The 21,697-nt window shown below is 35.7% G+C and carries 18 protein-coding genes; 1 reads left to right on the plus strand and 17 read right to left on the minus strand.

The window, feature by feature from the left end; all coding sequences use genetic code 11:
• Positions 1–54 precede the first annotated feature (54 nt).
• From HMPREF2984_RS00005 to ccpA, 7 genes are all read right to left on the minus strand, one after another.
• Entirely contained in the window at positions 55–858 is an 804-nt protein-coding gene (locus HMPREF2984_RS00005; RefSeq protein WP_003027672.1) for an MBL fold metallo-hydrolase, read from the minus strand.
• Between the two features lie 2 nt (positions 859–860).
• Positions 861–2,213: a cell wall metabolism sensor histidine kinase VicK gene (gene vicK / locus HMPREF2984_RS00010; RefSeq protein WP_049533030.1), complete on the minus strand. Its 1,353-nt coding sequence runs from the start codon at positions 2,211–2,213 to the stop codon at positions 861–863.
• Entirely contained in the window at positions 2,206–2,907 is a 702-nt protein-coding gene (yycF, locus tag HMPREF2984_RS00015) for a response regulator YycF (protein ID WP_059220602.1), read from the minus strand. Before yycF ends, vicK begins: the two co-directional genes overlap by 8 nt.
• Positions 2,908–3,190: 283 nt before the next feature.
• The gene (locus HMPREF2984_RS00020; RefSeq protein ID WP_049533028.1) at positions 3,191–3,532 is read right to left on the minus strand and encodes a hypothetical protein; all 342 of its coding nucleotides are present in this window, start codon (positions 3,530–3,532) and stop codon (positions 3,191–3,193) included.
• A 26-nt stretch (positions 3,533–3,558) separates the two neighbouring features.
• Positions 3,559–4,872, minus strand: a complete 1,314-nt coding sequence (locus HMPREF2984_RS00025) for a glycosyltransferase family 4 protein (RefSeq protein WP_070669930.1) — start codon at positions 4,870–4,872, stop codon at positions 3,559–3,561.
• Between the two features lies 1 nt (position 4,873).
• Positions 4,874–5,872 carry an LTA glycolipid anchor biosynthesis glycosyltransferase, IagA/BgsA family gene (locus HMPREF2984_RS00030; protein WP_049533026.1) on the minus strand — a complete coding sequence of 333 codons (999 nt, stop codon included), beginning with the start codon at positions 5,870–5,872 and terminating at the stop codon, positions 4,874–4,876.
• 179 nt (positions 5,873–6,051) lie between these two features.
• Positions 6,052–7,056 carry a catabolite control protein A gene (gene ccpA / locus HMPREF2984_RS00035; protein WP_049533025.1) on the minus strand — a complete coding sequence of 335 codons (1,005 nt, stop codon included), beginning with the start codon at positions 7,054–7,056 and terminating at the stop codon, positions 6,052–6,054.
• Between the two features lie 263 nt (positions 7,057–7,319).
• Between ccpA and HMPREF2984_RS00040 the strand changes: the two genes are divergently transcribed.
• Positions 7,320–8,402 carry a M24 family metallopeptidase gene (locus HMPREF2984_RS00040; RefSeq protein WP_070669932.1) on the plus strand — a complete coding sequence of 361 codons (1,083 nt, stop codon included), beginning with the start codon at positions 7,320–7,322 and terminating at the stop codon, positions 8,400–8,402.
• 369 nt (positions 8,403–8,771) lie between these two features.
• Here the strand turns inward: HMPREF2984_RS00040 and HMPREF2984_RS00045 are convergent, their stop codons facing one another.
• The 10 genes from HMPREF2984_RS00045 to HMPREF2984_RS00090 all read right to left on the minus strand — a co-directional run bounded on the left by HMPREF2984_RS00045 (position 8,772) and on the right by HMPREF2984_RS00090 (position 21,660).
• Positions 8,772–11,231: an LTA synthase family protein gene (locus HMPREF2984_RS00045; protein ID WP_049533023.1), complete on the minus strand. Its 2,460-nt coding sequence runs from the start codon at positions 11,229–11,231 to the stop codon at positions 8,772–8,774.
• Between the two features lie 114 nt (positions 11,232–11,345).
• Complete coding sequence (locus HMPREF2984_RS00050; protein WP_003040103.1) at positions 11,346–13,106, minus strand: rhamnan synthesis F family protein; 1,761 nt, start codon at positions 13,104–13,106, stop codon at positions 11,346–11,348.
• The gene (locus HMPREF2984_RS00055) at positions 13,103–14,854 is read right to left on the minus strand and encodes a glycosyltransferase (RefSeq protein ID WP_003039972.1); all 1,752 of its coding nucleotides are present in this window, start codon (positions 14,852–14,854) and stop codon (positions 13,103–13,105) included. Before HMPREF2984_RS00055 ends, HMPREF2984_RS00050 begins: the two co-directional genes overlap by 4 nt.
• Positions 14,855–14,878: 24 nt before the next feature.
• A complete protein-coding gene (locus HMPREF2984_RS00060) occupies positions 14,879–16,099 on the minus strand; it encodes an ABC transporter ATP-binding protein (protein ID WP_049533022.1) in 1,221 nt (406 codons plus the stop codon).
• Entirely contained in the window at positions 16,099–16,905 is an 807-nt protein-coding gene (locus HMPREF2984_RS00065) for an ABC transporter permease (protein WP_003040405.1), read from the minus strand. The genes HMPREF2984_RS00060 and HMPREF2984_RS00065 overlap by 1 nt, the downstream gene beginning before the upstream one ends.
• 2 nt (positions 16,906–16,907) lie before the next feature.
• Entirely contained in the window at positions 16,908–17,843 is a 936-nt protein-coding gene (locus tag HMPREF2984_RS00070) for a glycosyltransferase family 2 protein (RefSeq protein WP_049533021.1), read from the minus strand.
• A complete protein-coding gene (gene cps2T / locus HMPREF2984_RS00075) occupies positions 17,840–18,988 on the minus strand; it encodes a beta 1-4 rhamnosyltransferase Cps2T (RefSeq protein ID WP_049533020.1) in 1,149 nt (382 codons plus the stop codon). The genes HMPREF2984_RS00070 and cps2T overlap by 4 nt, the downstream gene beginning before the upstream one ends.
• Before the next feature lie 107 nt (positions 18,989–19,095).
• Positions 19,096–19,947 carry a dTDP-4-dehydrorhamnose reductase gene (gene rfbD, locus HMPREF2984_RS00080; RefSeq protein ID WP_070669934.1) on the minus strand — a complete coding sequence of 284 codons (852 nt, stop codon included), beginning with the start codon at positions 19,945–19,947 and terminating at the stop codon, positions 19,096–19,098.
• Positions 19,948–20,019: 72 nt separating this feature from the next.
• Positions 20,020–20,946 carry a glycosyltransferase family 2 protein gene (locus tag HMPREF2984_RS00085; RefSeq protein WP_003040427.1) on the minus strand — a complete coding sequence of 309 codons (927 nt, stop codon included), beginning with the start codon at positions 20,944–20,946 and terminating at the stop codon, positions 20,020–20,022.
• Between the two features lie 102 nt (positions 20,947–21,048).
• On the minus strand, positions 21,049–21,660 hold the full coding sequence (locus HMPREF2984_RS00090) for an excalibur calcium-binding domain-containing protein (RefSeq protein WP_224785085.1): 612 nt from the start codon (positions 21,658–21,660) through the stop codon (positions 21,049–21,051).
• Between the last annotated feature and the right edge of the window lie 37 nt (positions 21,661–21,697).

Here is a 21,697-nt window from a genome sequence, read left to right on the forward strand (position 1 = left end):
ACAACTTTGTTGCACTTGACTTGACAATTGGGAAAAAAATTCGCATTCTTTCTCCTAAATATTTGTTAAAGGTGTCGCCGTATCTGGCGATGTATCACAAATATGAAAATCATGCTCAACCGCCAAATCAGCCTGTGCTAATTGATTGATCATTGTGATATGAGCCAATTCTTTGGTATTATTTTCTTTGCTAAGATGCCCTAGATAGATTTTCTTAGTGCGATAACCCAACGTACGAATCATGGTTTCTGCCCCGTCATCATTCGACAAATGTCCTTGGTCAGATAAAATCCGCTGCTTCAGGCTCCAAGGATAAGCTCCGCTACGAAGGATTTCAATATCATGGTTGGACTCGATCAAATACCCGTCCGCATTTTCAATAATCCCCGCCATACGATCGCTAACATAGCCAGTATCCGTCAGTAGAACAAAACTTTTATCGTCTTTCATCAGTCGGTAAAATTGCGGTGCAACCGCATCATGACTAACACCAAAACTTTCAATGTCAATATCGCCAAATGTCTTGGTTTTTCCCATTTCAAAAATGTGCTTCTGACTAACATCAATCTTCCCAAGCGCTACTTCCATAGCATTCCATGTTTCTTGATTGGCATAAATGTCTAAATGATATTTCCGTGCCAAAACGCCCACACCATGGATATGATCCTTATGCTCATGCGTTACCAAAATGGCATCCAAATCCTCTGGTTTACGGTCAATTTCACTCAATAAGCTGGTAATTTTCTTCCCAGACAAGCCCGCATCAATCAACAACTTCTTCTTTGGAGTTTCTAAATAAAAACAGTTACCGGTAGAACCTGACGCTAAAATACTATACTTAAATCCTTTCTCGCTCATGGCTATCCTTCTAATTCATCTTCTTCCCAATCATCATCTTTGACAGCTTCTTTGTCATATGGCAGAACGATTGTAAACGTTGAGCCTTTGCCATACTCGCTCTTTGCCCAGATAAATCCGTGATGTTGCTTAATAATTTCCTTAGCAATAGCTAAACCTAATCCGGATCCACCTTGTGCACGACTTCTTGCTTTGTCTACACGATAGAAGCGGTCAAAAATTTTCGGTAAATCTTTTTTAGGAATCCCTAAGCCCTCATCTGATATAGACAAAATCATTTGGGTCTCGGTTGTTTTCATACTCACTGTGATCTTACCGCCGTCAGGAGAATATTTAATAGCATTATTGATGATATTATCAATCACCTGTGTCATCTTATCCGTATCAATTTCAACCCAGATGGAGTTAATGGGGTAATCACGAATGATTTCATATTTTTTATCAGCATTCTGACTTCTGATTTTGTCAAAACGATTTAAAATAAACGTGATAAAAGCTGTAAAATTCGTCAGCTCAATATCCAAATGACTGGTAGCATTGTCAATACGTGACAAACTCAGCAAGTCTGAAACCATTCGCATCATCCGATTGGTTTCATCTAACGAAACCTTAATAAAATCTGGTGCAACTGGCTCAGACAAAGCGCCCTCATCTAATGCTTCCAGATAAGACTTGACACTGGTCAAGGGAGTACGCAATTCATGACTGACATTAGAAACAAATAGTCTCCGCTCACGTTCCTCTTTTTCCTGCTCCGTTGTATCATGCAGCACTGCAACCAGCCCTGAAATAAAGCCTGATTCTCGCCGAATCAAGGCAAATCGAACACGTAAACTTAAAAACTCTCCATTTTCATCCTGCGAATCAATGGTCAGCTCTGGAACTTTCGTAATCAAGTCTCGTAAGTCATATTCGTCTTCGATATCCAGCAGTTTTAAGATATTCATCTTTCGTGCTTCAGATTCTTTAACTCCCAACTGCTTGGTCGCCATATCATTGATCATGATAATCTGCCCACGACGATTGGTCGCAAGAACGCCGTCCGTCATATAGGATAAAATACTCGACAGGCGCTTAGTTTCTTGCTCTAAATTTTCATGCGTTAGACGGATTACCTCAGATAAATCATTGATACTATTAGTAATATCCGTAATTTCTGGACCACCTTGCATATCTAAAACTTCTGAATAATCTCCTGCAATTAAGTCTTTCACTTTTTGATTCAATTGGCGAATACGAACATTATCACGTCGGTTTTCCAAGGAAAGCAAGGTAATCACCAAAATAAATCCTAAAATGAGTAAGACAAATACAAAATCTTTTGATACAACAAATTGTCTAATATTATCAATCATTGTTTCTCATGTAATATCCAACGCCACGCCGTGTTAAAATATACTCTGGTCGGCTAGGAATATCCTCAATCTTTTCTCTCAAACGGCGAATTGTCACATCGACCGTCCGTACATCTCCAAAATAATCATAACCCCACACCGTTTCTAGCAGATGTTCACGCGTCATCACTTGCCCGATATGCGTTGCCAAATGGTAGAGCAATTCAAACTCACGGTGTGTTAAATCTAATTCTTCGCCATGCTTTTTCACGACAAAAGCATCAGTCAAAATCTGCAAATCTCCAATCACAATTTCTGTCAGAGCAGCTTCTGCTTCTTGATTTTCAATTGTCAAATCTGTCCGCCGCAAAATGGCTTTAACACGCGCCTGCAACTCACGATTAGAGAAAGGCTTTGTCATATAGTCATCCGCACCGATTTCAAGACCAATAACTTTGTCAAATTCACTGTCTTTGGCAGAAAGAACGATGATTGGCACATTACTCGTTTTCCGAATCGTTCGCGCCACCTCTAAACCATCCATTTCGGGCAACATCAAGTCCAAAATCAAAATATCTGGACGTTCTGCTTCAAACATTTCTAACGCTTCGCGACCGTCGAAGGCTGTCACTACTTCATAACCTTCTTTTACCATGTTAAACTTTATAATATCTGAGATTGGTTTCTCATCATCTACAACTAATATTTTTTTCATTCTATTCACCTTTTTCTATCTTTTCATTATACCAAATTTTCCTTAAAATTTACCAATTCAACTCATAACACATCATTTCTTTACTTTACAAATTTAAAACAAATATGTTAAAAATATGACAGCAAAGACAGGCTTTCATATCAAAAAATAGTCCAGACAAAAGCGTCTTAGACCATTCATTGAATTTTTAGGAAAAACTATGAAACGCAATACACCTGTCTTAACTTTTCACTGCTACTGTAGTAATTTCCTAAAGAAGCAAATGCTCTGAACTACTAGATGTTCATTTACTTGTCTTTCTCCAGCGAAATATCCCATAACCTAACAGCATCCCCACCAATAAACAGATAAAATAGGCTGCATGATACAGTAAAATCCATTCACCAAAGATCATAATCGTCACAAAGAACATAAGCGTTGCTAAAAGCAAAAAACGGCAAGAAAAACCATATAGTCCAGCATAGACAGCTCCCACAAGGAATGTTGCCAGCGGTGAATATATCAAAACATTATTCACCACCAATCCCTTTCGTAACAATTCGTCCATCGGTATCACGTAAACAATTCCATAAAATAACAAATAGAAAAAGAGTAGTACGGCTAAAAAAGGAAGATCGCGTTTCATTTTCCCACCTCGCTAGTTTTGGAATTTTATTTCAGGTATTTCTGTATATTTTTGATTTGTCGTTTAGACGCTTTAAACATTCGTGCTGAACCATTTACAGGAAGAGCAATCGCTTTTTTAGGAAGATAGATAACCGATTTCGCTAATCGCTTACTAACAGACTCTTCCGGATGCAAATCATTGTTGAAATCTTTTGAAATGGTTAAATCCAAATAAAATTCATAGACACGACGGCCGAAGTTTTCAGCAGAGATTTCGTATAATTTTGCAGCGAGACTTTTCTCATCCAAATCCGGTGTTGCAATAACAGCTTCCAAAATCGCTCCTGCCAAATCACGTTCTTCATAATAAAGCGTTCCAAACATCTTGTCATTGATAACGTTGTCCAGATAAGGATTTCCGTGAGCAATAATAGGAGTGCCACTCGCTAGGCTTTCTAAATATGTCAAGCCCTGTGTCTCACTCGTTGAAGCAGAAATAAAGAAATCCGCTGCTTTATAATACAATGCGGTTTCACTTGGTGCAATCATTCCTGTGAAAATCACTGCATCTGTAATGTTCAACCGTTTGGCTTGCGCTTTTAAGTCAGACAAATAAGGACCGTCTCCTGCCACTACCAACTTCACATCTGGATTTTCTTCCAAAACAGCTGGCAGAGCAGCTAAAACTGCCTGAATGTTTTTTTCATAAGAAATGCGTGATAAGCTAAGCAACATGGTTTCTTGTTTTGAAATGCCTAATTTTTCTCGTAAATCAGCAATATTCTCAGCAGTAATTTCTGGACGTTCAAATTTGGCCAACTCAATTCCAGTCGGGATAACCCGTTTTTCTACTTTTACTTTGTATTTCATGAGTAAATCATAGACAATCTCGCTCGGACAAATCACACCGTCCAAATCACTCATAAATCCACGAACAATGTATTTGACCATACTAGGACGAATGACCATACCTTTAGCAATATAACGTACATAATCTTCATACTGTGTATGATAGGTATGAACAACTGGAATCCGCAGCTCTTTCGCAATCCAAACACCCAACAAACCCAAAGAAAATTCAGTCTGAGTATGAATAATATCCAATTGATATTGACGTGCAATCTCTAAAGCCGTTGAAAAACCGCGATAAGCAATTCGCCGATCTTTAAAGGCAAAAAACGGCACGCTGGGAATTCGAATAATCTGCCAATCCTCATAACGATTGACATCCTTATCTGTCGTTGTAAAAATAAAAACGGTATGTCCTAGCTTTTCTAATTCTGTTTTTAATGTCCGAATACTGGTTGCCACTCCTGAAACCTGAGGAAAATAGGTATCCGTAAAAAGACCAATTCGCATGCTACATCTCCAATACTTCTCGATAAGCATCCACAAGCTTATAAGCCACATCATCAATTGAACGACTCTGCGCTACCTTATAGCCAGCTTCTCGCTTATCCACCTTTCTATCCAAAATCTTTTGGATAGAGTCTACAAACTCATCTACATTGTGTCCCAATTCAGCCGATTGTTCATCAATCCAGCCCTCATATACAGGAATATCTCGCAAAACTACGTGCTGATGACTAGCCAACGCCTCTAGCACCACAATCCCTTCTGTTTCTTCATAACTGGGGAAAAAGAAGAGACTGCTACCGCTCATAGCTCCTTCAAAAACAGCACCTTTAAAATAACCCGGAAATTCAACATTTTTAGGATGATTAAAAAGTACAAGATTTCTGATTTTCCGTGGAATGATCCACTTGTTAATGCTGCCCAGCCAGATAAAGCGTACATCTGGCATTCTGCGTGCTACTTCTACAAAGTCTTCTATTCCCTTGCGTCTGAAATAAAGTCCCGCACACACAACCACCTTATCTCCTTCTTGGATATGAAAATGTTTTCTAAATACTTCTTCTTTATGTGGATCTTTTTTATATTTCTGAAGGTCAATCCCATTAGAAACCACCACAATTGGTGTTGTCACGCCATAGCCCTGAATCAACTTTTTGGAATACTCAGACGGTGTAATGATAAAATCCGCCATTTGGTACATGTGAGCTAGATATTTTCCAAAGGCTTCCGCAAAAAAGTTTGACCCGATAAAGGAATTGCGAAAATCTTCTTTAGTCGAATGCCCATGCATAATCACTTTTTTCCCTTGTTTTTTTGCTTTGTGCAAAAGTCGCAAACTTCTAGGCCCATAAGTATTGATATGAACCACATCATAATCTCCTGAAGAATCGGTCGTGTAGGGAATTCCAGCCAAATCTAGAGCTTTCATCTGATGTTGCAAAGCTCGTCCAATGCCTGATTTTTCCAAAACCGCTTTACCTTCTAAATACAGTAATACTTTCATATCTTCTATTATACCCAAAAGATAGAAAAAATAAAACCACAAAGGTATAAAGCCTCTTGAAAACAAAAAAGTCTGAGACACTAGTATCTCAGACATAAACTACTCTCATAATAAACGAGTAGCAAAATGATTGGACAACAAACTTAAAATTGAAAATTTCAAGTTCTGTCTAACTCTACTTACTTTCTTGTTGAACGGCGCTCAATAAGACCATGAGCTAATACTACTTCGCGTTCTTCCAGCTCTTCCTTGTGCATAATCTTAGTCAGCATGCGCATACTAATTGCACCAAGGTCATACAAAGGTTGACCAATAGTTGTCAAATTTGGACGAGTGAAGCGTGCTACCTGCGAATCATCGCTAGTGATGATTTCAAAATCTTCTGGTACATTTACACCCTTGTCTGATAAACCATTTAACAGCCCAGCCGCCAGCTCATCACCAGTCACAAAAGCTGCTGTGGCTTTGGAAGCAATGACCCGTTCTGCTAATTGATAACCATCATCATAGCTGTATTTTGACTCAAAAACCAATCCTTCACTATAAGTAAGTTTGGCTTTCTTCAAAGCTTCTTTGTAGCCAGCTAAACGAATCTTACCATTGATATCATCCACCAAAGGTCCGCTTACAAAAGCAATTTTTTGATTATTTTTTGTAAGACGTTCAACTGCATCCATGGTTGCTTGCTTATAATCAATATTCACACTTGGTAATTGATGCTCCACATCAACCGTGCCTGCAAGCACAACTGGCGTCCGCGAACGAGAAAACTCGGAGCGAATCTTCTCTGTCAAATGATAGCCCATAAAAATGATACCATCTACTTGTTTTGAGAACAGAGTATTGACAACAGAAACTTCCTTGTTATCATCTTCATCACTATTTGCTAAAACAATATTGTATTTATACATCTCTGCAATGTCGTCAATCCCTTTTGCAAGCGTTGCAAAATAACTGCTTGTGATATTTGGAATGACAACTCCAACAGTCGTCGTCTTTTTGCTAGCAAGACCACGCGCTACCGCATTTGGTCGGTAATCCAAGCGGTCAATCACTTCCAAGACTTTTTTTCTTGTATTTTCCTTTACATTTTTATTTCCATTTACCACACGGCTAACGGTTGCCATTGAAACTCCCGCTTCACGCGCGACATCATAAATGGTTACTGTATCGTCTGTGTTCATGCTTCTTCCTTTCTATATTGAAAATATCGTTTTCACATTCCTACCAAACTCATTTTATCACTTATTGGAAACACTTTCAAGCATTTTGATAACTTTTTGAAAAATCTTGTTTTTTAGGCAAATTTTTAGCAATTTTACCAATGATTTTACAAGAAAAATGTACCCAATCTGTAAAATTTCTGAAGTGAAAAAAAGTTCTTACTGTCCTCTTGATTTTTACCTATTTTTTTGCAAAAATAGAGGGGTAGAAAGAAGGTACTAGAATGACCAAAATAAATCAAATTATTTCTTATCTGGAAACAGAAAAAGCAGATGTTGCCGTAGTTTCTGATCCTGTCACGATTAATTATTTAACAGGATTTTATAGCGACCCTCATGAACGTCAGATGTTTCTTTTTATTTTCACAAATCATGAACCACTACTCTTTGTTCCTGCTCTTGAAGTAGAACGTGCTAGTGTAATTGTTGATTTCAAGGTTCTAGGTTATGTTGACTCTGAGAATCCTTGGAAAAAAATCAAAGCAGCCTTACCAGCGGACAGCGCCCGCAAAACTGCTGTTGAATTTGATAACTTGATTTTGACCAAATACAATGGATTGCGGACCGTTTTTGAACAAGCTGAATTTACAAACTTAACCCCATGTATCAATCGTATGCGCCTCATCAAATCAGCCGATGAAATCAAGAAAATGTTTGTCGCAGGAGAATACGCAGATAAAGCTGTTAAAATTGGTTTTGAGACTATTTCTCTCGATAAAACAGAAACAGATATTATTGCTCAAATTGACTTTGGTATCAAACAACTCGGATATGAGATGAGCTTTGAAACTATGGTTTTAACAGGTGATAATGCTGCTAATCCGCATGGCATTCCTGGTGCAAACAAAGTCGAAAACAATGCCCTGCTTCTATTTGACCTTGGCTGTATGGTCAATGGTTATGCCAGCGATATGACACGGACAGTTGCTGTTGGAAAACCAGATCAGTTTAAAAAAGACATTTACAATCTAACGCTTGAAGCTCAACGGGCAGCTCTTGACTTCATCAAGCCCGGAGTAACAGCTCATGAAGTAGACCGCGCAGCACGCGAAGTCATCGAAAAAGCCGGTTATGGTGAATATTTCAATCATCGTCTGGGACATGGTATCGGTATGAGCGTACATGAATTTCCATCTATCATGGAAGGAAATGATATGGTTATCGAAGAAGGTATGTGTTTCTCTGTCGAGCCTGGAATTTATATTCCAGGAAAAGTTGGCGTTCGTATCGAAGACTGCGGTCATGTTACAAAAGATGGCTTTGAAGTCTTTACAAATACAAGTAAAGATCTGCTCTATTTTGATTAAAAACTAAAAAGAAAGCTAAAATAGTTGATTTAAGGACTGAAGCCTGTATTGGATTTAGTCCTTTTGTTTTGGGTTCTAACTTTGTTGTAATCATTGAATTAACTAATTCTAACTCGTTTAGTAATTAAATCTGTTTTCAAATCTATAAAGCATCTTAACTTTTAACATACCAAAGAAAATTTTATTGTTCTTGATGTCAATTTCTTTTTATGCCATAAAAAGATGAAGAATTCTTTTCGACAAAAAATAATGACAAAATCAATTTTACATATTGTTATATTCTATTCATAACTTATTTCATAAGAAAAAACTCCATAGTTGAATTTTTAGCCAACTATAGAGATTTGTAGAGCTACTTATTATAGCTTTTTACTCACTATGTACTTTAAAAAAATCTTTTGACAAATAGCCCTTACCCGCCACCATATCATATTGAACAAGTTTCAGGTCTTCTGCAATTTGCCGCCCCTCCTCATCCAAATCTTTTTTATCAACACTTGCTTTGTGTAAAACTTCTGTTAATAAAGCATAATAAGGTGATACTTTTGAATTGGTTTGTTCTAATAATAGAGCTGTGAAGTCACTTGAATTTACAATTGGATAGTCCAATTTAGGTGTTTCATAATTACTCCACACAAAATAGTCTGTTAAATATTGACTCTCTGGATTATTTTTGAAAGTCGACTGTGGATAAAGCCCTGGTAAATGATCTCCATAAAAAACAACTGTAATTTTTTTATTTATTTTTGAAAGTTGATCAAGAAAATCCTTTGTGGCTACATCTGTGTGGTATAATAAACGAGTATAGTTAGTTAATTGGTCATTTTCATCACTAGAAAAATTTGAATTAGAAGCTTCAATATTATTTGGTTCTTCTTCTTTCCAAGGAGAATGATTTTGCATCGTCATAACAGAGAAAAATTGATTTTGGCTATCTTTCATATTATCAAGAATTAATTGATAAGAGGAACTATCACTATAATTTACTCCTTGATAATGAACATCTAGTCCTTTTGTTATTAAACTAACAAACTTAGAATACCCTAGAGATTTATAAATAACATTTCTAGAATAATTTGTTGGGGCAGCCAAGTGAATAGCGATACGATTCTTAGCTTCAAATTGGTCGCTAATAACAGGAAATTTGTTCATTTTAGGAACAACTTCTGTATAAGCAACAGAAATACTAGGTGACAAATTATAGAATGGTAGACCAGTTAGCGATTGAAACTCCATATTTGCTGTTCCACCACCATAGCCATCTGATTTCATTAAACCACTCGTAGTTTGGTTCTTAATGTCTTGAATATTTGAAATAGGATTTTGAGAAAGCTTAACCCCTTCAACACGAGCAGGATCAGAAAAACTTTCACTCAATATGTAAACAACCGTTTGTTCTTCTATCTTATTTGTTCGTTCTGTATTTAAAATTTGAGAAGCTTTTTGATATTTTTGCTCAATTGCTTTAATTTTTTCGGCACTATAACCCTGAGGTTTATACATGGTGCTGTCTGACAGTTGCGATAACCAAACAAATGCAAGTGAACGAGAGCGAGCATTTATCGTGTTTCCATACCAATTCAAATCTTCATAATTATTAAGAACAGAAATTATAGGTATGTTCTCTTGAATTTTACCGTCTTTTCTATTTGCAAATATCCCTACAATTGAGGTTAGAAATATTACAGTTAACATCAAAATAGAGAAACGATATTTGTAATTTTGTATGATCTTACTTGCTAATATTTTGTTTCTGAAAAAATAATACAAACTTACTATTACAAGAAGTCCTAGTAAAAGATATACTATATACGAAAATCCGTTAATGAATTCTAATAGTAGTTTAGGCTCCTTTAACCAAACTATATCACTAGGTAATATCGGTTCTTGACGAAATTGGAATTTAAGGCTACTTGCTACTGTCACCCCACTAATGACTAATAAGATAAATATTGTAGAAATTAAAAAACGATTAAATATTAGATAGATAATCAAAAAAATAACAAAGAAAATAATAATTTGAAATGGAGTTGCTCCTGTTGAAAGGCGAAATTCTGCATCCCCTCTTATACTATTTTGTATTGTAAAATTAAAAACAATCGCAAATAATAGACTTAATAAGCTCGCAACTGAAAAACTAGCTTTATTTTTACAAATATCCTTTATTGCTTTTACTGAGAAAAAACTAGGAATGATAAGTAGAATCGTTAAATAAACCAGTAATCCTATTAAAGAGAAAGCGAAGTAATCGGTTATTTGAAATTTATTATTAACAATAAATTTCTTTAAAAAACTAGTCTGCTTAAGAAAGTTTAATGTTTTACTATCTAATAATACGAAATTCAATAATATCTGTGATAAAAAGAATGTTTCTAAAATATCATGATTTTCATTATCAATTCTCAAACTATTGAATTTTATATTATTTAATTTAGGAATATATTTAAAAATAATTGCTATCAACAATGTAGGAATAATAAAAACTAGCGAATTATATTGTAAAAAGTGATTAGCTTTAAAATCCCATAGATTATAAGAAGATACCGTCAAATGCATAGACATTTCTAGCAAGTAAGAAAAAATTAAATAGCCAATATAAATAAATAATATAAAAGCATATAATTTTTTATTTACAAATTTTGATATAACATATCCTAAAAATATTTCTACTGCTAGTACACATAACAAGCCTAGCGTTAGATATGAATTGATTGTTATATTTTTACTTTCTTCTAATATAAAATTTAAACAAGCCCCTATTACATTAAAAAATAAGAAGCTGATTAACAATATACTAAATTGTCTATAATATTTAATTAAAAATTTCATAATGATTGCCCAATAAAATTGATTTATCTTAATTACTAAAAGACAAATCTAAGTAGTCTTTAATAAAGAAATTTCCTCAATGTTTGTTATAAGATAAAATCAACTTGAAAAGCTTCAAGAAATAATTCTTCTTTTTAATCTTCTCAGCAAATATTTAACAGCACTCCCTGGTCCACGATAGATATATTTCAGAGCACCTTTAATGCCGCCAATATTGTCAAAGTTTATATATGTATTTGGCAGGGTATCTGGACGGATATTTAAAACGATATTATCCACAAAAGGAGTGATATAAATCTCATTTTTAGAGATTGCATAGTCATAACGTTGAGACCAAGCTAAATAAACTAAAATTCGCTCAATGGAATGTAGAATGGTATGTTGAGGCAATGGTTCTGCTGGAATATCAGCATCTTGCAAATTCAAATCAAATAAAGGCTTTAGAGCATCATATTTGAACCAAATAAAGGTTCCATAACTCATGATAAATGTATTTAATTGATTGAAATCTATAGACCGTTTAATATTCATTCGTTCCCAGAGTAAATTCATATCATCTGCAAATTTATTCTCATTCCACGGATCAACAATCTTTGTATAACGGAAAAAAGTTGGAATATCAGCAATAACTAAACCTAACCGTTCATCACTTTCCAAACTAGCCATAATTTTATCCGCCGGTTTGATTAACATATCAAAAAGTTCATTTCTCCATGAATCTCCTACCCAATGCGGATATTCTGGAGATTTTTTCGTATGAAAATGACCAATATAATCATATTTTGATAGTTCATTTTTGAGTTTTAACATCGGAATAACATCACGACCGAGATTTCCAGTAATATAAACTTTGCCTACCTTACCACGTTCTGTTAGAATCTTCTCAATTTCTGCTTTCTTTTTCTCAGAATCTGTTGTCAAAAACAAATCATAATCAAAATGAAAATTTTCAAAAGCCGTTAAAAACACTTCCAAAAGATCTACATAATAAGTATGGAGATGCACCGCAACTTTCTTTTGATTTGAATACTGAAGTTGATTATCTTTTAATACTTTTCTATCAAGCAAATATGGAGGCGTTGGTAAACTCATATCAGACATGTGAGATAAAATAAATTCTGTCGGATAATCTGATACCTTTTCAATCTCTTGCAGTAAGTAAGGGGCTAAATGTTGAGTTAAATCAAACGTTTTTATCTTAATAAAAGGAACGTGATTTTCCAACAAAACATGCGGATAATGAATTGTGAAGTTACTATGGAAGAAGTCATCCTTTAAAGGCACTGTATCCAAAATTGTCTGGTATTTAAAACCTGCATCTACAAATTTCTTAGTGTACTGGGTCTCATAATTATCAATAACCTTTTGTACATCTATATAATTTTCAATTGATTGCCAGAAGTTTTGAAATACAGTTGACTGAACGATTCTCTTTTTAAAAGAAATAAAATAAGATTGAAGATGCTCATTAATGAACAGATTTCTTTGTTTTACTTCTTGATGATTTGTCATTCCCCAAAAATCTACTTCTGGATCAGACTCATATCTTTGATAAATAGGTTCCATATCCCAAAGTGGACCAAAACAGGTATCGTTCATTACGGTAATTGAATCATATTCTTTCAACTTATCAAAACCGACTAAAGCCATGCCATCATGCCAAGCTCCAAAATCATAGCCAGTATTTTCACGTTGAATAAATTCATCAATCAGCTTTTTGTCACGAAGTTTTTCCACTTCAGATAGGCTTAACTGACTATTTGAAATAAAAATAAGTTTTTCAAATAAAGGTCGCATATGTTCAATTTGGTAAAATACATGTCGACTGATATGGTCGTATTTGTTAAAATGAACATAAATTAATAATCGTTTCATTGTCTTCTCCTAAAGAAGTTAATAATTTTAGTCGGAATTATCCAGCGTCGGCTCCCTATAACCGCATTGTGTTCATGAACTAATTCTTGATAATTACATTCTAACTGGTGAATACGCTCTTCCAAATTCGTAATGTTCTCCAGCAATTTCTGGTTAACTTCATTCGCCTCTGATAGTTCAGTCAAAACTGAACCTTCTTTCATAGGATCAGAAATATCTTTCATTTCATACGAAAAAAGAAATTCTGAATCCTCAACATCATCAATCTGATAATGAAGTTGAGGATCATTTTTCCCGAAAAGCAATTCATTAGAAAGCAAGAGTCCGTTTGTAAAGGCAACTTTCAACTCTGTTTGTTTATGATAAGTTTTTAGACTAACGTTTTTATAATAATTGGGAATCTCAGATAAATCAATTCTCAATCTAGCTGCTTCATGTGGAATCTGAAAATAAAGCTCATCTGCATACTGTAATGGGAATTTCAGACTATTTGTTTCCGAAAATTCTTCATCTGCCCGTGCATAAAAAATCGTAATACGCTGCTTCTTTATATTCAATATGGAATGATTTGGCAACGTTTCTCCTAGCAAGGAGCTAATAGCTTGTAGTGATTTCTCTGTTCTTGTTGAAAGAGATGCTAGATGTGCAAGTAAATTATCATAACACTTATCAAGCGTGTAAAGCTGTTTAGCTCTCTCACTTGCAAGAACTGCATTACTCTTATTTATATCGAAATTTTCAAGAACATCTGCCATCTCATCAGCCAATGAATCAATATTTCCTAGCTGATAGGTTGTACCTACATCAAAATACTCTTTCACTGATTTATAGCCATTATTATTTGAAACTATTGTAGGAACTCCCCTTAAAATAGATTCAATGAAAACAAGAGGAAAGGCTTCGGATTTAGAGGTGTACACACAAATATCTGAATCTGTCACTTCTGTCCACGGCTGGTCATTATAACCTAAAAATTGGACATTAGTTAATTCATACTTCTCAATAAAAGCATCGCATTCCTTTTTCGCCTCTTTTTGCCAGCCGCCAATAAAAATTAAGGGAATATCATAGCGACTCAGTTTTTTATAGGCTTTGAGAAGCTCAATTTGATTTTTATTTTCATTTATGACACCAATTGATACGATTCTTCTTTGATTAGACTTGCCCAAAACTTCAGATGTAAATTGTGTGTAAGGAATAAATGTTTCTAAATTAGCAGGATTGTTGTTTAGCGCAGCTAATGTTTGAGCTAGATTTCCTCGTACAGAAAAAACTTTATCCGAATTCTCAAAAATAAAATTCATTTTTTTAGTATAATATTGAAATTCTCTCTCTGGAAATTCATGAATAAGCCAAAAATGTGGAATATTCTCACAGGCTGCAGCTACAGCTCCTTGAAAAACATTTGCTGTGTTAGAAATAACTAAATTAATATCTTGCTCAACAATAATATCCCGTATTTCTTTAATATTCTTTTGATAATATATTACCCTTTCTTCCTTAGAAAAGAGACGATCGCCTGGTGCTTCTTCCCACCACCATTTTATCGTAGATAGTGGAAATAAATGAACATTGGCATTCGACAGCTTGCTTTCATAACTTGCATGAGTTGGGTGCCCGTTTTCAGGATAGACGTTGTAAATGTCATAGCCTATTTCAGATAAATAAACCATTAAATTCGTTATTGATTTCTCGGCTCCATTATCTAAAGTTCCAGTTGGAGAGATAAATAAAATACGCTTTACCATATTAAGCCCTCGCTTTGTAAAGTTTTATGTGTGCGATTCTTGCCAACTTCCATTTCTAACAAGTAAACCTGTTGCCGAATCTAGTGCTGATTCGTCATCCTCTGGAATATCATTCCGTTCAATAAAGACGATTGGAGCTTTTGAAGATACGGCAAAGGCTAAAACACGTTTGTCAGAATCACGAATGGTTGCTTCCAATCTTAAACGAGCATGATTTAAATAAGGAAGTTTGCATGTATAGATGACTTTCTTTTCTCCTGTTCCACTAATTTTTAAATCCATAGAATTATCATTGTAATAGCCATAATTAGTGTTTATATCAACGAACGACATAGCAATATGAGTCTTAATATCTTGAAGCTGTGTAAAAGTAAATTCAAACTTCAATTCATCGTCTGGTGTTACTTGATTTGGAGATAACAATTTTACTTCAAAATTTTCAACCAATGCAACTTGTTTCGTTTTATTCTCTGAAGCAGCAGCTTTTTCTTGTGTTGGTTGAATCGCATTATCAAAGCTATATTGATTCGCAACATCATCCGGATTTCCAATCGCCTTAATCAATCCGTCCTCAATCAAAACAGCTTTATTGCAATATTTCTTAACAGCGCCCATGTCGTGCGTAACAAGAATGGTTGTTTTCCCAGATTTTTTTCGTTCTAAGAAATAATCGTTACATTTTCTCTGGAAAGCTTCATCACCGACTGCAAGAACTTCATCAAGAATGAGAACATCACCTTGTGCTTTAATCGCGACCGAAAACGCCAAACGAACTTGCATTCCGCTTGAATAATTCTTCAGTTTTTGATTCATAAATTCATGTAACTCAGCAAAATCAACGATATCATCGTACATAGCATCAATTTCTTCTGTTGTAAAACCAAGCATGGCACCGTTCATATAGACATTTTCACGTCCAGTTAATTCTGGGTTAAAGCCGACACCAAGTTCAATAAAAGAAACCATTTTCCCATTAACAGTGACTTTTCCTTTCTCAGGGACATAAATTTGAGAAATGATTTTTAAAAGAGTGGACTTTCCTGAACCATTACGGCCAACAATCCCAAAGAAATCACCTTCTTCGACCTCAAAGTTAATATCTTTTAAAACATGTTGTTCCGTATAGCCTTTAATTCCCTTAAAATAATTGACTAAATTGGTACGTAAACTTTGCGTTGCTTCAGTAGGAAGTTTAAAATACTTGCTGACATGATCAACTTTTACTGCAATTTTTTTATCTGACATTATAAAATCTCCGCGAATCTCTTAGCATTTTTGTGGAAAATATAATACCCAATTCCAAAGATAAAGAAAGGAAGAATATAGGGTACCATAGCAACACCTTTATGACCAATTAAATCCCAGCCACGCATGCTTCCTGAAAAAACAATATAGTGCCGCAAATCTTGAATAATCTGTGCCAAAGGATTTAGCATCATGAGTTTTGCAATTGTTACCTGACCACGTTGCAAAATAAAGGTAAGAGAGTAGATAATAGGTGTCGCATACATTCCTGCTTGCATCACCACTTCCCAAATCGGACCAATATCTCTATATTTAACAAATAACGTCGCCAACACAAAAGCGATTCCTGTTGAAAATAAAATCAATTCAACAAATAATGGAATAACTGTAAGCCAGCCAATGGATACTGCTACTCCATTAACCAAAGCAAAGATGAAAACGACCAATAAATTAATAGAGTAGTTAATTGCTGCACCAACAACTGAAGAAATAACAATAATCTCTTTTGAAAAGTTCAGTTTCCGAAGCAAATCACCACGAGAAACGATAGACATCATCCCCATATTTGTAGCTTCAGAGAAGAAATTCCAAGTTACCATACCGATTAAAAGACCGATAGCATAATGTGGCGTTCCATCATCAAATCTCAAGAAGCGCACAAAAACTAAATACATAATCGTAAATAAGAGCAAGGGCTTCAAAATGGACCATAAATGCCCAATCAAGCTTCCTTGATACCGTAATTTAAAATCTGTTTTAATCATCTCGCGTAAGAGAATCATATTTTTTCGACTAAATAAGTCCATCATTACTCCTTATAAGCAAATTTTGTAAGAATGAGTGTTGTAAAGACAAAAGTGTGGAAGGCACGATTCTTTCGATAACCATATTTTTGAAGACGACGCAAGCGTTCCATAAACGGGACTTCCATGATTGTCACAAAATTTTCAATCAGTTCTTTATTTTGAGTAGCCAAAGGCAAAGCTAATAAATTCCTTGCTTGTTCTTGGCTATCTTGAATCAATTTCCAATATTTTGCAAAGAGGATATGCGGGCGAATCCAATTTTGCATTCTTTTTCTGAGTGTTCTTGCACCTAAAACATTATTTGAATGTTGCCGATACAATTCACTTGGTCGATCTATATAGACTAAATGACCAAAAGCTGCTGCCAGCAAAGCCAAATACCAGTCATGCATGAGAAGATCATGAGCTTCTTGGCCTGTCCACAAGTCAGCCAGAGCTTGGTTAATCATCGAAACGCCGCCTGTAACAGTATTTTCTGTTAATTCTTGGAGCAGTTCCGTGTTTGCATGGTCAGACTGTGTACGAATCATACTTTCATGTACGACATTTAACTCTTGATCTACAACTTTTAAATCCGTGTAAACCAGCAAAGGCTGACTGGTATCGTGTTTAATCGCTTCTTCTAGCTGCATTTCTACTTTCTCAGGTAGCCAGACATCATCTTGATCGCTAAAAAAGTAAATATCTGACTCTTGATATTTCAAAAGATAAAAGAAACTTTTGATAACACCAAGATTTTCAACGCTATCAGGATTCACAAAATGAATGCGATTATCTTTTTGACAAAAATCTTGAATAATCTCACGCGTCCTGTCTTTAGAACCATCATCTCGGATTAACAGCTGCCAGTCTGTATGGGTCTGCTGCCGAATACTTTCAATTTGTTCTGCTAAAAACCGTTCACCATTGTAGGTGGACATGAGAATAGTCACTTTCATGATAAAAATAATTCCTCGTATTCACCCACAATTTTTTCCCAAGTGTAGTGTTCTTTCATGTTTTCTTTCGCAGCTTGACCTAGATCTGAAAAGTCGGACTGTTTATCTACCTGATGAATGCAATCAACTAGGCTGTTTTCTTTCTTATCCCAGTAAAGAGCTGTTTCTTTTGCCACTTGTCGGTTAAAGTCCACACCCAAGATCAAATTCAAATCTGTCTGAGCTAAGGCTTCTAAGAGACCAGGATTGGTGCCGCCGACCTCATGACCATGAATATAAGCAAACGCTTGATTGCGAATATACTTCAATAAATCTTGATCATAAACAGTACCGACAAACTTAATCCGCTCATCTCGGTCAAAATTTGTTTTTTGTTGTAGTTCTTCAAAATAAGCACTGCCTTGATGATTGCAGACAATCAGCAAGTCTCGCTGCGTCTGTGACTTCATAAACTCGTGAATGATGATTTCATAGTTATTTTCTGGAACAAAACGCCCAACAATCAAATAATAATGTTTTTCTTTACTTGCACACGTGTCAAAAAAGTGTCGGACTTTCTCATCCTGAGCAGTTAAAGATGACAAGCGTAAATCGGTTCCATAGGCAATAAAAGTGGTTTTAGCCCACGGATAAGCTTTCTGGATATAGCTTTCAATTCCTTGATTGTCCGAAATCACCAAATCTGCATGCTTGGTCATCACTTTTTCAGAATATTTGAGGTACTTTTGAACGGGCTTAGACCACTTAGCACGTTTCCACTCAAGTCCATCAGGATTGATATAAAAGATACCATCAGCATGGTGAATTTTTCGAGCAAAAGGTGCGATAAAAGCTCCGATTGTATTTCCTAGGATATAGAAAATAGGACGCTCAATCTGTTGTTGCTTGACTAATGTAAGTGCGTAGTTGATTGCCATCATATCATAAGCAATAACACGAGCTGGACCAAGTTTTGGTGCTTTAATCGTAAAACAGTCTACGCCTTTGCAATCAAAATGATGATAAGCTTCATCATCTGATAAACAAGCTACATGGTATTGGATTTGAGGAGATATGCGGTTCTCCACTAATTTCTCAACAAAGGTTTCAAATCCACCATATTTAGCAGGAAGGCCACGACTTCCTATGATGAATACATGTTGCATGATTTTCCTCATTTCAAGATTTTGCAATCTAATCTATTATATCACTTTATAAATCGTTTGTGTAACATAAAATAGAAAAGAAAAGCAACCTTTCGGCTGCTTCTACCTTATTTCTTTCCTTGTTTATAAAATTCCTTGAGGGCATCTTGCCAAGTTGGGATGACAAAGTCGGTTGCCTTAGCTTTAGCTAGACTCATGGTAGAATTGAGTGGTCGCTTCGCTTTCGCTGGAAACTTACTAGAGTCCACTGGCAAAACTTCGACATCTGTATCTTTTAAGATTTCCACTGCAAAATCATACCAAGTCGTATCTTCTGTGGCATCATTTGACAAATGATAATAGCCAAATTCTTTTTGATTTTCTGCTAAGTACGTCATAAATTCAGCCAACGTACGCGTCCAAGTCGGACGACCGTGTTGATCATTGACAACAGTCAGAGTTTTATGTGTTTTCGCTAAATTTTGCATAGTGAAAACAAAGTTCTTTCCATAATTTCCAAAGACCCAAGCTGTGCGGATAATGTAGAAACGGCTAGAATATTTCTCAACCAATTCCTCTCCCATGCGCTTCGTGCGACCATATTCTGTCTGAGGGTCTGGTTGATCGTCTACCTCCCATTCCTGCCCAACTGGCTTATCTCCAGCAAAAACATAGTCTGTAGAAATGTAAACAAGTGTTGCACCATGCTTTTCTGCTGCTTTAGCAACATTTTCAGTTCCTGTGACATTGATTGCATAATCCAGTTCTTTACCTTCATCTTCTGCTGCGTCCACAGCTGTATAGGCAGCACAGTGGTAGACAAGACTTGGCTTCACTTCTGCAAAAACCTTCTCAACCATTTCGGCATTTGTAATATCCATTTCTGCCACGTCAACTGCCACATACTCTTCGTTGCGTTCATCTAAAAGATAACGAAGTTCTGTCCCAAGCTGTCCGTTAGCTCCTGTAATTAAAATCATTTGAAATTCCTTTCTGAATAATAAACATTCAATAAATTCATTATATCAAAAAAAGCAGAAAAAATCTGCTTTCTACTCGCTCTTCTCTTTAATCACGTAAATTGGTCTTTTTTTGGTTTCCATGAAAATTTTCCCAATGTATTTACCAAGAATGCCAATTGTCAACAACTGAAAACCACCTAGAAAAAGAATAATCGACACCATAGAAGGCCAGCCAGATGTTGGATCGCCAAAAATCAACGTACGAACAATGACAATCATGATAAGGAAGAATGCCAATAAACAGGCAGCAACACCTCCCAAAAAAGCTATTGTCAAAGGGGCATCTGAAAAGTTGATAATCCCTTCTAAAGAATAATTCAATAATTGCCAGAAACTCCAACTGGTTTTTCCTGCAACTCGTTCTACATTCTTATATTCCAAATATTCCGTTCTAAATCCAACCCATGCAAATATTCCCTTGGAAAAACGATTGTACTCAGAAACTTCTAAAATGGCATCTACCATTTGTCGGCGCATGAGACGGAAATCCCGCGCACCGTCCACCATTTCAACTTGACTAATTTTATTGATCAATTTATAAAACATCTTAGCAAAAAAGCTACGAATTGGAGGTTCTCCATCACGCGTTGTCCGTCGTGTCCCCACACAATCCAAATCTGGATTCTTCTCCAGCATGGATTTCATTGTAAGTAAAAGTTCCGGAGGATCTTGCAAATCCGCATCCATGACAGTCACTAAATCACCAGTTGCATGTTTGAGACCCGCATACAGAGCTGCTTCTTTTCCAAAATTTCTCGAAAAAGAAAGATAACGAACACTATTATTTTTCTGATTGAGTTCTCGTAAAATAGCTAAGGTTCTATCTTTTGAGCCGTCATTGACAAAGATGTATTCAAAATGATCATTTAGCTGAAATTTAATTTTTTCCATTTCCGCATAAAACAACTGAAGCGACTCTTCCTCGTTAAAACAAGGAACGATGATTGAAATTGTCATTTTAGCCTCCTTATGTCGTTAAATATATTCTAACATAAAAATAAAAAGTTAGGAATAAAGCCTAACTTTAAAAGGACTATTTAAAAATAAATGATTTGCTAACTATTCACAAGCGACCCCATCTCCATCTCTATCCAATTTACTACTATAACCAGGCTGTCCACGATAAATAGGAGTTACACCGGCTCTTCGAGCAGCTTCACAATTTGGATACATTTCTGGATTAGCTATATTTCCTGAATTAGAAGACGATTGATGAGAGGTTGGAGCTCCTAACCCAATAGCATACCAACTAATACCTTCATAACGCCAACCAACGTTAGTTAAATGCACTTTTTCTGCTTCAGATAATGTGTAATGATGACTACCTGCTCTAGCATTTGGATTATAAAGTCTATACAATGGATACTGGCCAGAAGATTTCCAAGCCACTCCTTCATATCTCCATCCTGACTTAATCAGAAAATCTCTTTCATTAGCATTCAAAGTATAATGATGATCGCCAGCATTAGGATTGTACATTCTATATACATCTTGTCCTTGCAAAGGAGCAACCCAACCACTCCCCTCATAACGCCAGCCAACTCTTGAAAGCATTTCTTTTTCATTCCAATTAGCTGTATAAAAATGTTCGCCACTATTTGGATTATACAGACGGTACATTTCTAAGCCTTCATTGTCAGCGCTAGCCTTTTCAACTCCTAACAGTGTCATTAATATCAATAAAACAAAACCGCTTAGTGCTTTTTTC

Origin of the sequence: Streptococcus sp. HMSC066E07, from assembly GCF_001814695.1 — a bacterium.
GTDB lineage: Bacteria > Bacillota > Bacilli > Lactobacillales > Streptococcaceae > Streptococcus > Streptococcus hominis.

Excerpts from the sequence above, each read along its gene's own strand:
- HMPREF2984_RS00005 (WP_003027672.1), bottom strand. The coding sequence starts at position 858 with ATGAGCGAGAAAGGATTTAAGTATAGTATTTTAGCGTCAGGTTCTACC.
- vicK (WP_049533030.1), bottom strand. The coding sequence starts at position 2,213 with ATGATTGATAATATTAGACAATTTGTTGTATCAAAAGATTTTGTATTT.
- yycF (WP_059220602.1), bottom strand. The coding sequence starts at position 2,907 with ATGAAAAAAATATTAGTTGTAGATGATGAGAAACCAATCTCAGATATT.
- HMPREF2984_RS00020 (WP_049533028.1), bottom strand. The coding sequence starts at position 3,532 with ATGAAACGCGATCTTCCTTTTTTAGCCGTACTACTCTTTTTCTATTTG.
- HMPREF2984_RS00025 (WP_070669930.1), bottom strand. The coding sequence starts at position 4,872 with ATGCGAATTGGTCTTTTTACGGATACCTATTTTCCTCAGGTTTCAGGA.
- HMPREF2984_RS00030 (WP_049533026.1), bottom strand. The coding sequence starts at position 5,872 with ATGAAAGTATTACTGTATTTAGAAGGTAAAGCGGTTTTGGAAAAATCA.
- ccpA (WP_049533025.1), bottom strand. The coding sequence starts at position 7,056 with ATGAACACAGACGATACAGTAACCATTTATGATGTCGCGCGTGAAGCG.
- HMPREF2984_RS00040 (WP_070669932.1), top strand. The coding sequence starts at position 7,320 with ATGACCAAAATAAATCAAATTATTTCTTATCTGGAAACAGAAAAAGCA.
- HMPREF2984_RS00045 (WP_049533023.1), bottom strand. The coding sequence starts at position 11,231 with ATGAAATTTTTAATTAAATATTATAGACAATTTAGTATATTGTTAATC.
- HMPREF2984_RS00050 (WP_003040103.1), bottom strand. The coding sequence starts at position 13,106 with ATGAAACGATTATTAATTTATGTTCATTTTAACAAATACGACCATATC.
- HMPREF2984_RS00055 (WP_003039972.1), bottom strand. The coding sequence starts at position 14,854 with ATGGTAAAGCGTATTTTATTTATCTCTCCAACTGGAACTTTAGATAAT.
- HMPREF2984_RS00060 (WP_049533022.1), bottom strand. The coding sequence starts at position 16,099 with ATGTCAGATAAAAAAATTGCAGTAAAAGTTGATCATGTCAGCAAGTAT.
- HMPREF2984_RS00065 (WP_003040405.1), bottom strand. The coding sequence starts at position 16,905 with ATGGACTTATTTAGTCGAAAAAATATGATTCTCTTACGCGAGATGATT.
- HMPREF2984_RS00070 (WP_049533021.1), bottom strand. The coding sequence starts at position 17,843 with ATGAAAGTGACTATTCTCATGTCCACCTACAATGGTGAACGGTTTTTA.
- cps2T (WP_049533020.1), bottom strand. The coding sequence starts at position 18,988 with ATGCAACATGTATTCATCATAGGAAGTCGTGGCCTTCCTGCTAAATAT.
- rfbD (WP_070669934.1), bottom strand. The coding sequence starts at position 19,947 with ATGATTTTAATTACAGGAGCTAACGGACAGCTTGGGACAGAACTTCGT.
- HMPREF2984_RS00085 (WP_003040427.1), bottom strand. The coding sequence starts at position 20,946 with ATGACAATTTCAATCATCGTTCCTTGTTTTAACGAGGAAGAGTCGCTT.
- HMPREF2984_RS00090 (WP_224785085.1), bottom strand. The coding sequence starts at position 21,660 with ATGACACTGTTAGGAGTTGAAAAGGCTAGCGCTGACAATGAAGGCTTA.